Genomic DNA, 15,513 nt, shown 5'->3' on the forward strand with positions numbered 1-15,513 from the left:
GAGGGGTTCATTTCTGGTTGCGCTGGTTGTGCGCTCGGATGATTGCCTCGCGTTGCCCGAGCGTGAGCGACCAGTAGTCGGTCAGGCTCATGCCGAACGCGACGACGAACAGGGCGAGGTCGTCGTCACGCTCGCGCCTCACGCTTTTGGGGCGACCTCGAACGGCTCGACGTCGCCGGCGGTGGCGATCTCGCCGGCGGTCTCGTCGGCGGTCGACTCGTCGTCGTCGAGGCCGAGGAATTCGGCGGCCTCGGTGTAGGTCAGCGACTGGGCGTCGTTCCACGAGAACTTCGGGGTTCGACCGTTGGCGAGTTCCTCGCGGCGCTTGAAGATCAGCACGAGGGCGGCGAGCGCCTTGCCCTTGGGCGCGGTGATGTCGTCGAGTGAGCTGATGCTCTGGCCGGACAGATCCTCGATGCGGGCGACCTCGCCGAGGGTGAGGGTCGTGACGTCGATGCTGGTGCTCATGGTTTGTCTCGCTTTCGCTACTTCAGGTTGTTTTTGGTGAGGATTTCGCCGATGCCGGCGTCGAGCGCGGCGAGCACGGCGCCGCGCCGGCGCTCGCGTGCCTCGTCAAGGAACGGATCGGCGACGATGTTGCGGGCCGGCCAGCCGTAGTGTCGGACGCCGGCGTAGGGCGCTCGGGCGCCGCCGGCTCGGACGACGGACTTGGTCTTGCCCCGGCCGGCTCGCAGGGTGGATGCGAGCCGGCCGGTCAGCTCGGGCGGGTTGGCGGCGTCGACGATGAGCATGCCGACCTTGTGCATGAGGTCTTTCATGTCCTGCGCGTCGGCGCCGGCCCGCTGGAGCTGTCGCATGGTGCGGCCGAGCCCGGTGACGCGCAGGCGCACGTCGCCGTTCACGATCTCGACCGCGTCGTCGGCCATGGTCAGGCGCCGTCGTCCAGAACGGGCTCGCCGATGACGTCCCACTCGAATTCGAACGTGAACGCGCTCGTGCCGGCCTCGCCGCCGATGTCGGGCTTGGGGCCGATCTTGACGGTGCCGGTGAAGTGCGGCTGCGCGACGCTCGGAACCTCGTTGCCGTGCGGGGCGAGCGTGAACGGCACTTCCTCGCCGGTGTTGTCCCAGACGTAGCGCCAGAACGACGCGCTGTCGGTCGACTGCACGCCGGCGCCGGTGAGCTTGTAGTCGCGCGAGCCGCCGCCGGCGGCATCCTCGAACGTGGTGACGTCCGAGTCGGCTTCCTCGTTCGTGAGCAGGTACTGGGTGATGTCGCCCCAGTAGTCGACGCCGGGCGTGCCGAGCGTCAGGGCGAGTTTGGTGCCCTTGATGCGGTTGCTGCGAGCCATGGCTTGGCCTTCCTTTACTTGAGGTTGATCGAGGTTGTGACGGTGACGATCGCGGCGAGTAGGGCCGCGTTCTGGGTCTTGTAGACGAACGGTTCGTCGACGCTGTCGAGGCCGAACCCGGCCGCGATGAGCGCTTCGGCGACGGCCTCGATCCGGTCGTCGAGGCTCTTGGTCGCGACGTCGTTCGCGGCGGCTCGCTCGACGAGCTGCACGTCGAACCGGGCGGTGTAGGTGCCGACCGGGTCGTCGGGGCGGTGCTCGATGTACGGGCTGCCGGCGATGACGAGCGCGCAGGGCGGCACGAGCCGTCCGGGCAGGTGGTCGTGGGCCGGCGTGCCGGCGGCAGTCACGGCCGCGACGATCGCGGCCCGTTCGTCGTGCAGCACGCTCATGCGAACCCCAGCGGCAGGTAGGGCGCGAGGATCGGCCGGCCGGCGACCATGGGGTCGCGCGGCCGGCGTACCGGCGTGCCGTCCGGGGCGGCGAACTGGGCGAGCCCGTTCGGCGCCTGCCGGCGGTGGAACAGCTCGGAGCCGACCTCAAGGGTCGCCCGGTCGACGATGTCGGCGGGCACAGTGTTCGTGCCCACGTACTGGGTGACGAGGGCGGATGCCGCGTCCCAGCACTGCGAGACGAAATCGTCGTCGGTGTCGCTGGCGCCGACGAACGCCTTGAGGTCGGCCTCGGTCATCACGGCACGTCGGGGATGGAGCCGGCCAGGCTGATCGGCACGATCGCGGCGGGGATCTCGGTTGCGAGCGAGCCGTAGTAGTACAGGCCGAACCGCTTGGACAGGTTGACGATGTTCTCGTCGGCCAGCTCCACGATCGGGCTGTTGTACTGGCGGATCGCCTCGCCGTTGACGAACGCGGCGCCGGGCGCGGCCTGCTTGAGGTTGACGCGCACCTCGACGCTCGCGAGGTTGCCGCCGAGCGCCTTCGGGGCGATCGTGCCGACGGTGTTGACGCCGGTGCCGGTGATGCTCATGAGCGGCCGGCCGTCCGTGCTGGTGAGGCTCGCGAGGGCCTTGAACACGGTCTTGTCGGCGACGAGCGCGTCGAGCGGCAGGCCGAGATCCTGATAGATCTCGGCGGCGTCGACGATGCCGGCGACCCAGTCGACGTACTTGGTCGGGTCGGTCACGTCGACGAACTCACCGAGCGCAGCCTGCGCGGCGACGGCGGCGGCGTAGTGAGCCCGCAGCACGGTCGCCTTGCGGCGGGCCGCGCGGAGGCCGAGCGCCCGAAGGTGCAGGTTGAGCACGTTGACATTGGTCGTGCGCTCGATCTTCTGCCGGGTCAGCTCGACGTAGCCGCCGTAGGTCTTGATGTCGGCGTGATCGACGTCGAGCACGATCTTGCCGCTCGTGAGGTCTTCGCCCTCGGCGAGCTGCTCGGCGACGTCGACGTTGTCGGACTCCAGCACGCCGTACTCCAGCTTCATGCCCTTGCTCGGCAGCGGGGCGGTGCTGAAGATCTGGCCGAGCATGTTCGGCGCCTCGATCAGGCGGATCGTGTCACCGACATACTGCGGGGTGAGGATACCGTCAGCCGACGTGCCACCGGCATAGGCACGCTCGACGAGCTGCTCGTACTCGCGGATCGTGTCGGCGTCGCCGGTCACGATCGCGCGGAGCCACTCGCCAGCCGAGCGGGTGTCGGCGACGGGGTCGGGGTCGCGGTTCAGGCCGACCGCGAATCGGCGTTCCAGCTCCTCGACGGTGTCGCGCGTGTCGTCGACGTCGGCGCGGAGCTGCTCCAGCTCGGGATCCATGTTGTTCTCCTTCGGTTGGGTGGCGGTGGGTCGGTCGAGGGCGTGGCGCACGTCGGTCACGTCGGCGCCGTCGTAGGCGGGGAACGGCACCAGCGAGACCTCGTGCACCTGCACGCGCTTGTGCGTGACGTGCGGGATGTCGCCGGATTCGTCGACCTCGTACTGGTCGAATCGGAACCCGACCGAGTGCTTCGTGACGACGCCGTCGCGGGCGAGGGTCAGCGCGTCGTCGCCGGCGCGGGTGGCCGACACGACGGCGGTGATCTCCCAGCCGGCGTCGGTGTCGCGGTGCTTGGTGACGCGGCCGATCGGCTCGTCGTGGCGGTAGAGGTACAGGGCGCCGTCCGAGTCCTGCACGGCGCCGCGCTCGAACTCTTCGGTGAACCAGCCGCCGATGTCGGCTCGCTGGTTCCACGGCACGGCGATGCCGGTGATCTCGCGGCGGTCGACGTCGGCCGAGCGGATCTCCAGTTCGCGTGTGCAGTGCTCGGCCAGCAGCCGGTCAAGGTCAGGCATTCGGGGTCTCCTTCTTGGTCGGGGTCAGCTCGTCGCCGCCGTCGAGGGGTTCGAGGTTCTCGATCGCGCGGATCTCGTTGACCGTGAGGAAGCCGGCTTCGCGCGCGATCTTGTGCGCGGTGTACCGGGTCGTGGTGTCCGCGCGCAGCAGCGCCTCGACGTTGAATCGGGCTTCGGTGCCGCGCGGCAGGATCTGGCTAAATGCGTCTTCGATCTCGACGAGGTAGGCCATGAGCGAGAACCGGACATAGCCGAGCCAGTCCTGTTCGACGTTCGCGTAGGTCTGGCTGTTGCCCTCGACGGCTGCGAGCATGAGCGAGGCCGGCACGCCGAACAGGCGGGCGATCTGGGTGACCGTGAACTGCTGGGACTCGAGGAATTGCGCGTCAGCCGGCGAGAGGTAGACGGGCTTGTAGTCGAGGCCGGCGCCGAGCACCGCGACGCCGTTCTTGGCGCCGGCGGTGTCGTTCCACGTCTCCTTCGCCTGCGCGGCCTGATCGCGGTTGATCGGCTGGTCGCTCTTGAGCAGCCCGGTCGGCTGTCCGCCTTCCTCGAACCAGTTCGACGAGTAGTCGCGCAGGTCGAGGGCGCCGCGCAGCTCGATCTGCGCGGCTTGGATCGGCCCGAGCCCCTTGGGCGAGCCGGGCACGCGGAGCAAGCTCAAGTGCTGGATCTCGCTCGTCGTGAATGCCTCGTCGCGGCCCCGGTAGCCGTAGCTCACGATCTCGCCGGCGGCGTTCGTGTTCGGGGTGACGTCGAGCGGGTTGAGGTTCGCGACGTTCTTGACGACGCCTGCCTCGACGGTCTTGCGCCAGTACGCGTTGCCCTGCGAGGCGAGGGCGACGATCGTCTGTTCAAGGAACGCCGACCGGGAGATCTTGACGTCGGGCTGGCGCACGAGCTGCGGCTGCCGGGTGAGCGGCTTGCCGTTCGCCTCGGCGATGAGTGAGATCTGCTTGCCCGACACGGCGTGGATCTGCACGGCTCGGTAGACCATCGAGATACCGAGCGCCTCGCCGGCGGCGACGTTGCGGTCGGTCGCAGTGCGGGCCGGCGCGGTCAGGCCGGTCGGAGCCGGCGACTCGGGCGCTTCCTCGGCGCGTGCATGACCAGTGTTCGGCTCGGGGATGACCGGGCCGAGCAGTGCGTCGAGGAAGCGCCCCATTCGCCGTTCCTGCCTTTCGTCGTGTGAACGACAGGCAGTTTGGGCTTTCCAAAAGTTCACATGGCCGGCGTCAGAACAGCGGCAGCTCGTCGTCGGGCTGGATCTCGACGGCGAGAGTGCCGATCGCGTGGCCCATAACGGCGTCGATCTCGACCGAACTGTCGGCCTTCGAGATCCGGAATCGCCCGCCGGTGTCCTTTCGCACGGTGCGCGGCACCTGCACGTCTAGCAGCGGGTCGCCGGCGTGTCGGATCTCGCCGGCGGCGACCTTCGCATAGAACATCTCGGACGCGTTGAACACGTCGCCCTGGGTGGCTGCCATGACCGGCAGTCCGCGCCGCTTCAGCTCGTCGGCGAGCGACTTCAGCGCGTAGTTGTCCATGGCATACAGGCGCGGGTCGTGGCGGGAGAGGTCGAGGCAGACGGCGACGAGCTGGTCGAGGTTTGGCTTGACGATCGAGGCGACCAGCTCGGCGTGTGTGATCTCGCCGACCTTGATCGTCGCGGTGATCGATGCGAATCCCCAGTCGGGCGTTCGGTCGACGGTGAAGATCGGCCGGCCGGCGGGGAACAGCTCGTCGGGCTCGCGCCGGCGGGAGCGCCAGAGTTCGAGCGGCATGAATGCGCTCGTCGAGGTCGTGAAGCGGTTGAGCCGGTAGCGCACGACGTCGGCGTCGGGCATGCCGCGCACGTCGCTGATCGCGGTCGCGAGATCGAGCCGGCCGCAGGCGAGGCCGGGCGAGGCCGCGATGAGGTACTGGCCGAGGGTCTCGTCATCGGCCGGCACTCGTGCCTCGGGTGCTTCCCAGATGAAGAATCCGAACCGCTCGGGCGCTGCTTCGGCGGTCTTGTACAGGTCGAGCAGCAGCAGGCTTGTCTCGTCGCCGGCGGTGGTGAATCCGATGACGATGCCGTTGCGGCGGGCGGCGGTGCCGTTGACCATGTCCGACCACAGCTCGCGCTTGGTGATGTGCAGCTCGTCGACGAGCCCGACCGTGAGGTCGAGCCCCTGCACGGCGGCGGACTTCGACGGCTTGATCTCGTAGCGCCCGCCGTCGTGGGACTGGATGCCGCGGGTGTCGGTGAGGCGGGCGAACTGTAGCGCCAGCTCGGCGTTGCCGCGGATGACGAGCAGTAGCCGGCTGTAGATGATGCGGGCCTGTTCGGCCGACGAGGCGACGCCGATGACGAGGGCGCCGGCCTCGCGCACGAGCCCGTACAGGCCGAAGATCGCGCCGAGCACGCTCTTGCCGTTCTGGCGGCTCACGCTCACGAGCACCTGTCGGTATCGCAGCTCGCCGGCGCGCGGGTGGCCCTCGGGGTAAACCTCAAGGATCGCGCGGATGAGCCACCGCTGCCAGATGTCGAGCTGGATCGGCGACCCGTCGGGCAGCCTCCAAACCATGTCGACGAGGCGCAGCAGCCAGTCACCATGCGACGGGAAGGTCGGATTCGCGACCCAGTCGAACCCATCGTCGGGGCTGATGCCGAGCGGCAGCGAGAACCGTGCCGGCATCCAAAGCGGGCGCTCGGATGCCGGCGCGGCCGGGGCGATGAGCGTCACGAGCTGCGAGCCTCGTCGAGGATCGACGAGACCGAGGCGGCGGCGCCGGTAGGGCCGGCCGGCGGCGCCGGCTGGCCCTGCGCTCGGAGGTCTCGGAACGTGACACCGAACTGCGCGGCAATCGCGGCCGTGAGCTTGATGTCGAGCTGGCGGGCGAGCTGGCGCAGCGTGACGAGTGACGGCTTGTGCTCGGGGCCGAGCCACGGGCTGGCGCGCTCGAACTCGTCGACGGCCGCGACAAAGCTGTCGTTCGGAGCATCCCGACGCTTCTCGTCGAGATCGGCTGAAATCTGGGCCTCGATCGTGGCTTCGATCGGGTCGGATTCGGCGCTCATTCAGGGGTTTCCTTCCGGGGTCGAAATGTTTGAGACCGTGCGTGAAAATCGGAACTGGGCGGGGGGTGTCCGGCTGGTCAGCCAGAAAAACGGGTCGCCGGATCAGCGCATGTAGCTGGCGCCAGTCGGGAACAGGTAGTAGCCGCCCGTCGTGGCCGGCGGCGTGAGCAGGATCACGCCGTTTCCGTCGATCTGCCAGCGTCCGCCGCCACCCGTCGATGCCGTGGAGCTGGACACGACGTTGATGTACTTCGTGCCGGACGTCGGGCGGAAGTCGACCGGTACGTCGGCGACGTTGACGCCGGTGCTGGCTGCGAGGCCGGCGCCCGCGACACCCCAGTCGATGAGCACGAGCTTGTTGAACAGCTTGCGTACCTGAATCGGGCGGCTGCCCTGCATGGTGATGCCGGGACGTAGCGGGCAGTCGACCCAGCCAGTATCGGCGAACCGCGCGGTGACGGCTGCCTGCACCGCGTTCGCGAGATCCTCGATCCACTGGTCGAGCGGTGCGGCCTCGTCGCCGCCGGCGGGATAGGGCAGGTTGTCGGGGCTGGTCAGGTTGGGCATGGCGGGTTCCTTTCGTGGTGGGTTACAGGTGGGCGAGCCAGCGGCGGTTGAACCAGTTGATTCGCCCGCCGATCTTGTTGCTCTTGGACGAGTTGCAGGGCTTGCAGGCGGCGAGCAGGTTGTCGAGCTCGTCGCGCCCGCCGGCATCCTTCGGGATGATGTGATCGGCCTCGGTGGCCTCGCCGCCGCAGTACTGGCACACGTACTCGTCGCGCTCCAGCACTTCGAGGCGCAGCGCGTCCCACGCTGCGCCCCGACTCGACTGCTTGCTCACGCCGACTTCCGATCGCGGTAGCGGGCCGCGTCGTAGTGCTTCCGGCACAGACCGCGCGACACGGCCGTCGACGAGCAATCGCCCTGGGCGCACGGCTCGGCGCCCTCGCGCACGACCGGCGTCGACACCGGGGCGAGCTGCCGGCCGGCGCGCTGCGCGTCGTACCGGGCGGCGTCGTAGTGCGGCCGGCACATGCCGCGGATGACGCCGTACCGGCCGCAGCCGACGACGGTGCATCGCGGCAGGGCTCGCTCGCGCTCGATCAAGCGATGCGCTTGCGCAGCCTCGTCGGCGAACGCTCGCGAGAGGAAGACCCACGAGGCGTGGCAGATCGAGCACGCGACGACGTGAGACACGTCTGACGAGTCGACGGTGACGAGCGGCGCGGTCGGTTCGGTCATGGTCAGTCCTCCGTGATGAGCAGGGCGACGCCGAGGCCGAACATGGCGCCGATGATGAGGGCGAGCAGGATCGTCACGAGCGCGTCCGTTCGATCGCGGCGCGGCCGGCCTCGACCCACGCGGCGCCGGCGTCGGCGTCCCAGTTGCCGGCCTGCACGAGGTTCGCGGCCGTGACCGTCTGCGAGGCGGACAGGCGCAGCAGAATCGCGTCGGGATCGAGTAGGCCGATCTCGTCGGCGCGCTCGTGCATGTCGTTCGCGAGCTGGAGCAGATCGGAGTAGACCGCGACGGTCGCGTACTCGGGTCGCTCGGGCGTAGCCGGCTCGACGGGCTCGGCGGGCTCGCTGGTAGGCGCCTCGACCTCGATGTCGCTCATCGCACGACCACCGTCATCAGCCACGCCGCGCCAGCGGCGATGCACGCGGCGGCCAGCACGAGGCCGACGATGGTAAGCACCTGAGCGGCTGCGGTATCGCGGAAGCGGCGACGCTGGTGCATGATGACGCCGGTCGGGCGCAGCATCTCGACCGGGACGTCGAGCAGGCCGGCCAGCTCGTCGAGATCGATGCCGGGCATTGGCAGCGTTGCCGGTCGGGTCGCTCTGGGCAGCGTGAATTGGTGATAGCCGGCATGGCCGGCGTGCAGCTCGCACTTGACGCCGACGTGCGGCAGCTCCGATGCGCAGATGGTGGGCTGGGTGTTCATGCGACTTCTCCTGTCGTGGTGTTGACGACGAGGGGCGAACCGTCGCCCTCGTCGGGGCGGCGGGTGCCGCATGTGCGGCAATAGCCGCTGGCTTCGAAAACGTGAGGCTTGCCGCGACGGTTCGGACACGTCACGGCGCGCAGGGAATCGGCCGCAGCGCGAGCCGACGTCGCGATGACGAAGTCAGCGCCAGAGGGCCGGGCGCTCTGCGCCTCCGACTTCGCTCGGTGGTCACCTTGGGAAGTCTTAGAGAGTGTTTTAACTGGTGTTCTTATAGGCGTTGGATCATCCGATGCGGTCCGCGTTGGATCATCCGATGCGGCGTCGCGGTTATCCACAGGCCGCGTTGGATCATCCAACGCGGCTCCGAATAGGGGCACGTCGCCGAGGTCATGCGGGTCTGAGATCTCCCAGTCGTGGCCGAGGAACTGCGAGCCGACACCCCTGATCGGGATGCGTCGCAGGTAGCCGACTGCTTCGAGTTCTTCGACGGCGGTGCGGATCGCGTCGATGCCCTCGCGAGGCGACTCTGACGCGAGATTCTGGAGGGTGATGCTCCAGCCGTCATCGTGCGACCAGACGGCCGAGAGGACGCCTCGGGCGCGGTAGCTCAGCTTGTCGTCGCGCAGCCACGAATTCGCGATCTGGGTGAAGTTCCGCTCATACCGCGCACGACGACGGATGAGACGCGGCTCGCGCGTCATTGGGTTATCCCCAAGTCATCCACACCTGTGCATGGTTTTCTGTGCATGCCTGTCAGTAGAACGTGAACGACTCACAATCCCGCGTCAATTCGTGCGGCGTGTCGCGTTTTCTGTGCACCGATCGCTATGCTTCAGGCATGGAGCACGAACTGACGATCTTCAGGATCGGCGGCGTTCCCGCAGGCACCTACGAAGGCCGGGCTCGCAATACCGGCGACGTGGATCTCGGCGGGCGGTGTACCTGCGGATGGGTCACGCGAGTCGGCTCAACTGAGCCACGGCCCATCCGGCGGGAATTCAAGCGGCACGTAGAGAGGGCGAATGGTGGACACACTCAGACTGTCGGGGGCAGCGGATCGCATGGCGCGGGCTCGGCTTTTCGCCGGGGTGGATCAGATCGACATGGCGGCGAGGGTCGGCAAGAGTCGTAACACGATCAGCGCCTATGAGCGTGGCGTGAGCGAGCCGCCGATGAGCGTGCTCGCGGAATGGGCAGTCGTGACGGGCCGGTCGATCGACTGGCTCGTTTGGGGCGACGAAGGTCGGCCCGAGCTGGTTAACGCGAAAGCGGCCCCGTCCGAAGACGAGGCCGCTAGCTTGGTGCGCCCGGAGGGACTCGAACCCCCAACCTTCTGATCCGTAGTCAGATGCTCTATCCATTGAGCTACGGGCGCATCAGATGCCGCCTGCCGCAGGCTTCGCGATCAGGCAACCACGTAACTCTAACCCAAGCCGCGTCGGTTCGCCAATCGAGGGTCGCGCGGGCCCCGAGGCATCCCACCGCCGCCTCGACCGATTCGCGCGCGACGGTCGCGACGGTCGCGACGGTCGCGACGGTCGCGACGGTAGGAAGAATCGTGCGACACCCCGCGCCGAGGCGGCGACACGCCGCCGCTTCGGCAGAAGTTCCTACATTCGGGCCTCGAGACGATTCGGATGCCGCGGCGAGGGCACCGAGGCACCCGAATCGCCCGGCGTCCGAGCCGGCACGGGCACGGGCACGGGCACGGGCACCGGCACGGGCACGGCCACGGGCACGGCCACGGCCATCCCCTAGCCCTTGACGGCGCCGCCGAGACCGGCGCCGCGGAGGAACAGCCGCTGGAACACGAGGAACAGCGCGACGGGGATGAGCGTCGAGATCGCGAGCGCCGCGAGGAACACGTCGAGCTCGGTCTGCGACTGCACCGCCGGCAGGCGCACCGACAGGGGCTGCACCGCGGGATCGGGCAGCACGAGCAGCGGCCAGAGGAAGTCCTTCCAGGCGGCGATCACCGCGAACACGGAGACGACGCCGAGGATGGGCTTCGACATCGGCAGCACGATCGACCAGAACACCCGGAAGGGCCCCGCGCCGTCAGTGCGGGCCGCCTCGAACACCTCGCGCGGCAGCCCGTCGAAGAACCGCTTCACGAGCAGGATGTTGAACGCGTTCGCCGCGGCCGGCAGCCACACCGCCCAGTACGTGTTGAGCAGCGACGTGTCGATGAGCGGCGGGTGCAGGATCGTCAGGTACAGCGGCACGAGCAGCACGACCGCGGGGATGAACAGCGTCGCGAGCACGAGCGCGTTCAGCACCGGCGCGTACTTCGGCCGCAGGATCGACAGCGCGTAGCCGGCCGTCGTCGCGATCAGCAGCTGGAAGAACCACGATCCGGCCGCCACCCAGATCGTGTTGAGGAAGTACTGGTCGATGTGGATGTCGTTCCACGCCTGCTCGAGGTTCGCCCAGTCGATGCCGTTCGGCCAGAGGGCGAACGGCTGGGTGAGCGTGTCCTGCGTGGGCGTGACGGCCGCCTTGGCGAGCCACAGGAGCGGGCCGAGCCCGGCGACGACGAGCCCGGCGAAGAGGAACACGTGGATCGCGCCCATCGACGCGCGGACGCCGCCGCGCCCCCGTTCGTGCTCGGAGACGATGCCCCGGTCGCCCCCGTCCTCCTGGGCACCCCGGCCGCGCCGCGTCATCCGCGACAGGCGTGCGCGCAGCGTGATGGAATCCGCCGTCGTGGCGGGGGCCGTGCCCTGCGCGGTGGTCAATTCGTGCTCCAACGGTCGGTCAGCTTGAAGTAGAGCCAGCTCAGCAGGCCCAGGAAGACCGCGAGCATGAGGCTCAGCGCGGTCGCCTCCCCGTAGTCGCCGCCGAGGCTGTTCTGGAAGGCGTAGCGGTAGATCAGCAGCAGCACGGTGAGGGTCGAGTTGTTCGGTCCGCCGCCCGTGAACAGGTACGGCTCGAGGAAGACCTGCGCGGTGCCGATGACCTGCAGGATCAGCATGATGAAGAGGATGCCGCGCAGCTGCGGCAGCGTGACGTGCCAGATCTTGCGCCAGATGCCGGCGCCGTCGACCTCGGCGGCGTCGTAGAGCTCGGGCGGCACCGCGATGAGCGCCGCGAGGTAGATGATGATCGACCCGCCGGCGGCGGCCCACGTCGCCTCGATGACGAGCGACGGCATCGCCGTCACCGACGACTGCAGCCACGGCTGGGGCGGGATCCCGACCCAGCCGAGCACGGTGTTGAAGACCCCGTCGGGGCTCGCGTTGTAGAACACCTTCCAGAGCAGCACCGCGACGACGGGCGGCACGACGACGGGCAGGTAGGCCAGGGCGCTGTACAGGCCCTTGCCGCGGCGGACCTCGCTCATCAGCACCGCCATGAGGATCGGCAGCGGGAACCCGAACACGAGCGCGAGACCGGCGAAGTACAGCGTGTTGAGCACCGCGGTGCCGAGGTTCGGGTCGCTCAGCACACGTGCGAAGTTGTCGAGCCCGACCCACACGGGCGGCGTGATCAGGTTCGTCTTCTGGAAGCTCATGACGACCGCCTGCGCGATCGGGCCCCAGCTGAAGACCCCGAACACGACGAGCATGGGCGCGAGGAACGCGAGGTTCCACAGCCCGCCGCGGCGCACCCAGGTGACCGGAGTGCGGCGACGGCGGCGCGCCGCCGCACTCGGCTTCGAGGGCCCGGGATGCCGCGGCAGGGCCTCCGCCGCGGCATCCCGTTCGATCATCGTGGTCACTGGTCGAGCAGGGCCTGCGCGTCGACGTCGACCTGCTTCAGCAGCGCGTCGATGTCGGCGTTCTCATCGGTCAGCACGGCCTGCACGAGGTTGTCCATGAGGGCGTAGATCGGCTGAGTCTGCCCCTTGAACTCACCCACCGGCGTCTGCTCGAAGATGCCCTCGGTGAAGCCCGTCATCTGGTCGAGCGGAACGTTGACGTAGGGGGCGATCCACTCCTGCGACTCGAGGTAGGTCTCCTTGTCGAGCACGGGCAGCACCGGGGTGCCGACCGCCTGGTCCGACTCCGACAGCGCCTTCGCGTCGGCGACCGCCGCGTCCTCGTTCAGGAGCTTCTGCATGTAGTACCAGTCGATCCACTTGACCGCCGCGGCCTTGATGTCGTCGTCGAGCGTCGGCGGCATGACCGCGATGTCGCCGCCGCCGAGCACGCCGCCGCCGTTCTCCGTCGGGATCACGGTGAGGCCGTAGATGTCGGGGCTCATGCCGAAGTCGCGCACGAGCGCCGTGTAGACGTCGGAGCCCGAGGTGTACATGCCGAGGTTGCCGGCGGCGAACTCCTGGTTGATGCTGCCCCAGTCGAGGTCGAAGGTCGACCCCATCGAGTCATCCTCCCAGCGGAGGTCGTGCAGGTACTCGAGCGTCGCCTTCGTCGCGTCGTTGTCGATGGTCGACGTGTAGCTGCCGTCGTCGTTGGCCTGCTGCAGCGACGCGCCGCGCGAGTCGGCCTGCACCGAGAGCTGCCAGCCGCCGGTGTTGCCGGCCGCCATCGTCGCGTACCCGGCCTTGCCGGTCTTCTCGGCGATGGTCTTCGCGGCTGCGCGCACCTCGTCCCACGTGGTCGGCGGGTTGTCGGGGTCGAGCCCGGCCTGCTCGAACAGGTCGCGGTTGTAGTGCAGGCCGTTGGCGTACGCCTGCCGCGGGAAGCCGTAGATCCGGTCGTCGCCGCCGGTGACCTCGTCGAGGATGATCGGGTTGAACTTGTCGGAGTACCCGAGCTCCTGCAGCTCGTCGGTCACGTCCATCAACTGGCCGTTCTCGAGCAGCGTCTTCGTGTCGGTGAAGGGCACGGTGAACACATCGGGCAGGCTGCCGCCCGCCAGCTGGGCGGCGAAGGTCGGCGCCGTCCATTCGTACTCGAGGCCGACGACGTCGATGTCGGGGTTCGCCTTCTCGAACTGCTTCTCCTGCTCGGCGAAGGCGTCGTAGGCGGCCTGGTCGGCGCCGGGCGGGAAGGTGGCGACGCGCAGTTCGAGCTTGCCGTCGTCGCCGCCCGCATCGGCGCTGCAGGCGGCGAGCGAGCCGGCGACCACGAGGGCGGTGAGCCCCGCGATCGCGATGCTGCGTGATGACTTCATTGTCCTGTTCCTTTCGGTGCTGTGCTGGGTGGTGCGGATGGTGCGGTTCCGGGGTGGTGCGATGGTGCGGTTCAGGGATGCCTCGGCGCCGGCGCGACGCGCAGCCAGGCCGTCGCATCGGCGGGGAGCAGGCCCGCCTCGAGCGGCGAGCTCGCGAGCAGGATGCTCTCGTGGTCGGGCAGCGCGACGGCCGCCCGCCCGAGGTTCGTGATCGAGACGAGGTCGTCGCCTCGGCGGAAGCAGAGCACGTCGGCGCCCGCGTCGATCCACGTCATGGGCCCGTCGCCGAGGGCGGCCTCCCGCTTGCGGAGCGCCAGCGCCTGGCGGTAGAGCCAGAGCATCGACGACGGGTCGGCCTGCTGGGCCTGCACGGTGAGCGACGCCCACTCGTCGGGCTGCGGCAGCCACGGTGCGGCCCCGTCGGGGCCGAACCCGAACGGCGCCGTCGTGCCCCGCCAGGGCAGCGGCACGCGGCATCCGTCGCGTCCGGGGTCGACGCCGCCCGAGCGGTAGTGCATCGGGTCTTCGAGCACGTCGCGCGGCAGCTCGACCTCGGGCAGTCCGAGCTCGTCGCCCTGGTAGAGGTAGAGCGAGCCGGGCAGCGCCGCCGTGAGCAGGGCCGCGGCCCGGGCCCGGCGCGTGCCGAGCTCGACGTCGGTGGGGGTGCCGAAGCGCTTCTTCGCGAAGGCGAACGACGAGTCGTCGCGGCCGTACCGGGTGACCGGCCGGGTCACGTCGTGGTTCGACAGCACCCAGGTGCTCGGGGCGCCGACGGGCGCGTGCGCGGCGAGCATGAGGTCGATCGAGGCGCGGAGCTCACCCGCCGCCCACGGCCGCGACATGAAGTCGAAGTTGAACGCCGTGTGCATCTCGTCGGGACGCAGGTAGGCCGCGAAGCGGGCGGCGTCCGGCACCCAGACCTCGCCGACCAGCACGCGCGTGCCGTCGTACGAGTCGGCGATGCGCCGCCACGAGCGGTAGACCTCGTGCACCTCGTCGCGATCCTCGGTGGGGTGCTGCCCCGGCGCGACCGTCTCGGGGACCTCGCGGAGCTCCGGGTCCTTGATGAGCAGGCCCGCCGAGTCGATGCGCACGCCGGCGACGCCGCGGTCGAACCAGAACCGCAGGATCTCCTCGTGCTCGGCGCGCACGTCGGGGTGGTTCCAGTTGAGGTCGGGCTGCTCGGGGGTGAAGAGGTGCAGGTACCACTCCCCCGGCGTGCCGTCGGGGTTCACCGTGCGGGTCCACGTGTCGCCCTGGAAGTTCGAGACCCAGCGGGTCGGCATCTCGTCGCCGTTCGGGCCCTTGCCCGGGTGGAACCAGAAGCGCTCGCGCTCGGGGCTGCCGGGACCGGCCGCGAGGGCGGCCTCGAACCAGGGATGCCTCGAGCTCACGTGGTTCGGGACGATGTCGATGATCGTGCGGATGCCGCGCTCGGCGGCCGCGGTGATGAGGCGCTCGGCGTCGGCGAGCGTGCCGAAGGCGGGGTGGATGTCGCGGTAGTCGGCCACGTCGTAGCCGCCGTCGGCGAGGGGCGACGGGTACCAGGGGTTGAACCACAGGGCGTCGACGCCGAGGTCGGCGAGGTAGTCGAGCCGGCTCAGCACGCCGCGCAGGTCGCCCGTGCCGTCGCCGTCGGAGTCGGCGAAGCTGCGCACGTACACCTGGTAGATGACGGCACTGCGCCACCAGAGCGGATCGTGCGCGAGGGCGGGCGGCACGGTTCCGGCGGCGGTGAGTGGCATGGTCACGCGGTCGTTCTCCTCGAGTCGGGCGGGCTTCGCGCCGGACCGTGGGAGACGCCGGCGTCGATGCGCCT

The 15,513-nt window shown here is 69.2% G+C and carries 21 protein-coding genes and 1 tRNA gene; 1 reads left to right on the forward strand and 21 read right to left on the reverse strand.

Annotation, left to right across the window (positions count from 1 at the left end):
* Positions 1-7 precede the first annotated feature (7 nt).
* From LR269_RS18690 to LR269_RS01305, 16 genes are all read right to left on the reverse strand, one after another.
* Entirely contained in the window at positions 8-142 is a 135-nt protein-coding gene (locus LR269_RS18690) for a hypothetical protein (RefSeq protein ID WP_255679804.1), read from the reverse strand.
* Positions 139-468: a hypothetical protein gene (locus LR269_RS01235; protein WP_231428895.1), complete on the reverse strand. Its 330-nt coding sequence runs from the start codon at positions 466-468 to the stop codon at positions 139-141. The genes LR269_RS18690 and LR269_RS01235 overlap by 4 nt, the downstream gene beginning before the upstream one ends.
* A gap of 17 nt (positions 469-485) precedes the next feature.
* Positions 486-887, reverse strand: a complete 402-nt coding sequence (locus tag LR269_RS01240) for a hypothetical protein (protein WP_231428896.1) — start codon at positions 885-887, stop codon at positions 486-488.
* A gap of 2 nt (positions 888-889) precedes the next feature.
* A complete protein-coding gene (locus LR269_RS01245) occupies positions 890-1,312 on the reverse strand; it encodes a hypothetical protein (protein ID WP_231428897.1) in 423 nt (140 codons plus the stop codon).
* 14 nt (positions 1,313-1,326) lie between these two features.
* Entirely contained in the window at positions 1,327-1,704 is a 378-nt protein-coding gene (locus tag LR269_RS01250) for a hypothetical protein (RefSeq protein ID WP_231428898.1), read from the reverse strand.
* Positions 1,701-2,003 carry a hypothetical protein gene (locus LR269_RS01255; RefSeq protein WP_231428899.1) on the reverse strand — a complete coding sequence of 101 codons (303 nt, stop codon included), beginning with the start codon at positions 2,001-2,003 and terminating at the stop codon, positions 1,701-1,703. Before LR269_RS01255 ends, LR269_RS01250 begins: the two co-directional genes overlap by 4 nt.
* Positions 2,003-3,601, reverse strand: coding sequence for an HK97 family phage prohead protease (locus LR269_RS01260; RefSeq protein ID WP_231428900.1), 1,599 nt, complete (start codon positions 3,599-3,601; stop codon positions 2,003-2,005). Before LR269_RS01260 ends, LR269_RS01255 begins: the two co-directional genes overlap by 1 nt.
* Positions 3,594-4,766 (reverse strand): phage portal protein, encoded by a 1,173-nt coding sequence (locus LR269_RS01265; protein WP_231428901.1) that lies wholly within the window; start codon positions 4,764-4,766, stop codon positions 3,594-3,596. Before LR269_RS01265 ends, LR269_RS01260 begins: the two co-directional genes overlap by 8 nt.
* Before the next feature lie 70 nt (positions 4,767-4,836).
* The gene (locus LR269_RS01270) at positions 4,837-6,330 is read right to left on the reverse strand and encodes a terminase large subunit domain-containing protein (RefSeq protein WP_231428902.1); all 1,494 of its coding nucleotides are present in this window, start codon (positions 6,328-6,330) and stop codon (positions 4,837-4,839) included.
* Entirely contained in the window at positions 6,327-6,665 is a 339-nt protein-coding gene (locus tag LR269_RS01275; RefSeq protein ID WP_231428903.1) for a hypothetical protein, read from the reverse strand. Before LR269_RS01275 ends, LR269_RS01270 begins: the two co-directional genes overlap by 4 nt.
* A gap of 102 nt (positions 6,666-6,767) precedes the next feature.
* Positions 6,768-7,232: a hypothetical protein gene (locus LR269_RS01280; protein WP_231428904.1), complete on the reverse strand. Its 465-nt coding sequence runs from the start codon at positions 7,230-7,232 to the stop codon at positions 6,768-6,770.
* A gap of 22 nt (positions 7,233-7,254) precedes the next feature.
* Complete coding sequence (locus LR269_RS01285; RefSeq protein WP_231428905.1) at positions 7,255-7,506, reverse strand: HNH endonuclease; 252 nt, start codon at positions 7,504-7,506, stop codon at positions 7,255-7,257.
* A complete protein-coding gene (locus LR269_RS01290) occupies positions 7,503-7,907 on the reverse strand; it encodes a hypothetical protein (protein WP_231428906.1) in 405 nt (134 codons plus the stop codon). The genes LR269_RS01285 and LR269_RS01290 overlap by 4 nt, the downstream gene beginning before the upstream one ends.
* Before the next feature lie 73 nt (positions 7,908-7,980).
* Positions 7,981-8,283: a hypothetical protein gene (locus LR269_RS01295; protein ID WP_231428907.1), complete on the reverse strand. Its 303-nt coding sequence runs from the start codon at positions 8,281-8,283 to the stop codon at positions 7,981-7,983.
* Positions 8,280-8,612, reverse strand: a complete 333-nt coding sequence (locus tag LR269_RS01300) for a hypothetical protein (RefSeq protein ID WP_231428908.1) — start codon at positions 8,610-8,612, stop codon at positions 8,280-8,282. The genes LR269_RS01295 and LR269_RS01300 overlap by 4 nt, the downstream gene beginning before the upstream one ends.
* The gene (locus tag LR269_RS01305; protein ID WP_231428909.1) at positions 8,609-9,316 is read right to left on the reverse strand and encodes a hypothetical protein; all 708 of its coding nucleotides are present in this window, start codon (positions 9,314-9,316) and stop codon (positions 8,609-8,611) included. The genes LR269_RS01300 and LR269_RS01305 overlap by 4 nt, the downstream gene beginning before the upstream one ends.
* Positions 9,317-9,676: 360 nt before the next feature.
* Here LR269_RS01305 and LR269_RS19080 point away from each other — a divergent pair, with 360 nt between their 5' ends.
* The gene (locus LR269_RS19080; RefSeq protein ID WP_374201155.1) at positions 9,677-9,952 is read left to right on the forward strand and encodes a helix-turn-helix domain-containing protein; all 276 of its coding nucleotides are present in this window, start codon (positions 9,677-9,679) and stop codon (positions 9,950-9,952) included.
* On the opposite strand, the gene LR269_RS01310 is transcribed toward LR269_RS19080, so the two are convergent.
* From LR269_RS01310 to LR269_RS01330, 5 genes are all read right to left on the reverse strand, one after another.
* Positions 9,915-9,990: transfer RNA gene (locus LR269_RS01310), tRNA-Arg, on the reverse strand. The two genes, LR269_RS19080 and LR269_RS01310, sit on opposite strands and share 38 nt — an antisense overlap.
* Before the next feature lie 379 nt (positions 9,991-10,369).
* Positions 10,370-11,281: a carbohydrate ABC transporter permease gene (locus LR269_RS01315; protein WP_231432196.1), complete on the reverse strand. Its 912-nt coding sequence runs from the start codon at positions 11,279-11,281 to the stop codon at positions 10,370-10,372.
* Positions 11,282-11,349: 68 nt separating this feature from the next.
* Positions 11,350-12,327: a carbohydrate ABC transporter permease gene (locus tag LR269_RS01320; RefSeq protein ID WP_231432197.1), complete on the reverse strand. Its 978-nt coding sequence runs from the start codon at positions 12,325-12,327 to the stop codon at positions 11,350-11,352.
* Positions 12,328-12,332: 5 nt separating this feature from the next.
* The gene (locus LR269_RS01325; RefSeq protein WP_231428910.1) at positions 12,333-13,694 is read right to left on the reverse strand and encodes an ABC transporter substrate-binding protein; all 1,362 of its coding nucleotides are present in this window, start codon (positions 13,692-13,694) and stop codon (positions 12,333-12,335) included.
* Between the two features lie 71 nt (positions 13,695-13,765).
* Positions 13,766-15,439 (reverse strand): glycoside hydrolase family 13 protein, encoded by a 1,674-nt coding sequence (locus tag LR269_RS01330; RefSeq protein ID WP_231432198.1) that lies wholly within the window; start codon positions 15,437-15,439, stop codon positions 13,766-13,768.
* Positions 15,440-15,513 lie beyond the last annotated feature (74 nt).

The sequence above is a fragment of the Agromyces sp. S2-1-8 genome (assembly GCF_021129215.1).
In the GTDB taxonomy this organism is placed as follows: Bacteria; Actinomycetota; Actinomycetes; order Actinomycetales; family Microbacteriaceae; genus Agromyces; species Agromyces chromiiresistens.